The organism is Corallococcus sp. AB030 (assembly GCF_003668965.1).
Lineage (GTDB): Bacteria > Myxococcota > Myxococcia > Myxococcales > Myxococcaceae > Corallococcus > Corallococcus exiguus.
The window spans coordinates 1-1,265 of the sequence record NZ_RAWQ01000451.1; the positions used below are offsets into that span (position 1 = coordinate 1).

At 67.0% G+C, this 1,265-nt stretch carries 1 protein-coding gene; it reads right to left on the reverse strand.

The genetic code is table 11. The annotated features are described in order from the left end of the window. Positions 1-13 precede the first annotated feature (13 nt). Positions 14-1,171: an IS4 family transposase gene (locus D7Y15_RS43515; protein ID WP_121756219.1), complete on the reverse strand. Its 1,158-nt coding sequence runs from the start codon at positions 1,169-1,171 to the stop codon at positions 14-16. Between the last annotated feature and the right edge of the window lie 94 nt (positions 1,172-1,265).

Sequence of the window (1,265 nt, forward strand, 5' to 3'; positions counted from 1 at the left end):
CTGAGCCATCCCCTCATATGAAACCGAGCGCTTCTTTGAAGACAGGGTGCTGGTGGAGGAGTTCGGCGAAGCGCTCGACGAGAGGCCGCAATCGCTCCTCCTTCATCATGGGAATGGCTTGGTAATACATGCAGCCCTGCCGGAAGAGCGAGTAGGTGCGTGTCTTGACGGTATTGGCCTTCAAGCCCTGCTCCATCCCGAGACTCTCCCCAGCGGCGCCCAGCAGCGTCAGCAGCACCTGGGCCAGGGCGCTCACCAGCAGCAGCCTGTCTCTGCGCTCGGGACTCTTCACGCGCACCGAGGACAGTCCCATCCCGAATCTCAGGTCCTTGACGTCCCGGAACGTCTCCTCGCACGAGAAACGCCGGGCGTAGAGGTCCACCACCTGTCGTGCGCTGACAGCCCCCAGGCTGGTGGCCAGACACCACGGCTCCTTCATGCCCTTCTGGCGCACCAGCACCACCGCGGGCACCGGCGTGCGGTCCGCCGTCACGTGCACGTCCGTCAGCTTCTTGGCGTGCCCGCTGGTGGGAATCCATCTGGCCGCGGGACACCCGGTGCCGCCGGCCACCTCCACCCGCACGTCCTTGCGAAAGCGCACCACGTACTCGAAGCCCGCCTGGGCCAAAAGGGCATACAACCGCTGGTCCGCGAAGCCCCGGTCCGCCAGCACCGTCACCTTCACCCCTTCGGGCACGCACTCCTTGAGCCGCAGCAGCAGCTCATCCTCCGCCTGGGCACGGTTGCCCGCCAGCGCGCTCTTCTGGAGCGTCAGCCACAGCAGGGGCGTGGTGCGTCCATGCGAGGTGACGAGGCTGGCCACCAGGGTGGTGTGGTCATCGGCCTCGAAGTCCGTCCAGTCCAGCGCCACCAGCGCCTCGGTGCGCTCGGCCAGCACGTACGGCACCCACGAGGCCGCCAGCTTCCACACGTCCACCGCCTCGTTGGACAGCAGCCGGTCCACCTGCTTGATGCCGTGCTTCTGCACGCCGCCTCGCGCCCACGCCAGCGCCTGGCCAATGGCGTGCACCGACAGCGACGCGGCGTGCACCACGCCCAACGTCGCGTGCGCCAGCGACAGCACTCTCTTGGCGTGCAGGTCCTCCTCGAACAAGCTCTCCAGGAACGCCAGCACCTGCTCTTCGTTGATGGCCACTTTGCGTCCCAGCATGGCTTCTCTTCCTGCCCCACACCACCCCGCCTCGCACGGGCCTGTCAGGCAGGCGGCTGGCGATCTGCTCACTCAAATGAGGGGATCGCTCAGG

What these genes read in the sequence shown, in the direction of transcription:
- D7Y15_RS43515 (WP_121756219.1), bottom strand. Translation starts at nt 1,171, where the DNA reads ATGCTGGGACGCAAAGTGGCCATCAACGAAGAGCAGGTGCTGGCGTTC.